The organism is Luteitalea sp. (assembly GCA_009377605.1).
Classification (GTDB): Bacteria; Acidobacteriota; Vicinamibacteria; order Vicinamibacterales; family Vicinamibacteraceae; genus WHTT01.
Genome location: WHTT01000327.1, coordinates 1 through 575 on the forward strand (window position 1 = coordinate 1; position 575 = coordinate 575).

The following is a 575-nucleotide window of genomic DNA, read 5'->3' on the forward strand; positions in this document are numbered from 1 at the left end:
CGCTCGTCATCTTTACGAGCGACAACGGGCCGGTCTGGTACGATCACGACACCACGCGCTTCGGTCATGACTCCTCCGGCGCGCTACGCGGCATGAAAGCCGATGCGTACGAAGGCGGTCATCGTATGCCGTTCATCGTTCGGTGGCCGGGCAAGGTCGCTCCCGGCTCCATCACGGGACAGACAATTTCGTTTACGGACATGCTGGCGACGCTTGCGACGATCGTGGGAGACGAGCTGCCAAAGAACGCGGGTGAGGACGGCTTCAACCTGTCGCCGGTGTTCCTCGGAGACTGGCCGGAGGCCGAGCCGATCCGTCCACCGGTCGTATCGACCTCGGCCCAGGGCATGCGCGCGATTCAGGACAGGCGCTGGAAGCTGATCGAGGGGCTGGGATCCGGTGGATTTGCCGATCCGGAGGCGGACCCGCTGGCGACGGCGGTCGATTCCGAAAGCAGCGAGTCGAACCTCGACGCGTCCGGCCCGAACGATCCCGACGACCCGGACCGTCCGCCGGGCCAGCTCTACGACCTCGAGGCAGATCCGGCCGAGAGTGTGAATCTCTGGCATGACCAT

The 575-nt window shown here is 65.0% G+C and carries 1 protein-coding gene; it reads left to right on the forward strand.

Annotated features, from left to right (window positions below; all coding sequences use genetic code 11):
* On the forward strand, positions 1-575 hold a 575-nt coding region (locus GEV06_29160; GenBank protein ID MPZ21907.1), incomplete at both ends, for a sulfatase-like hydrolase/transferase.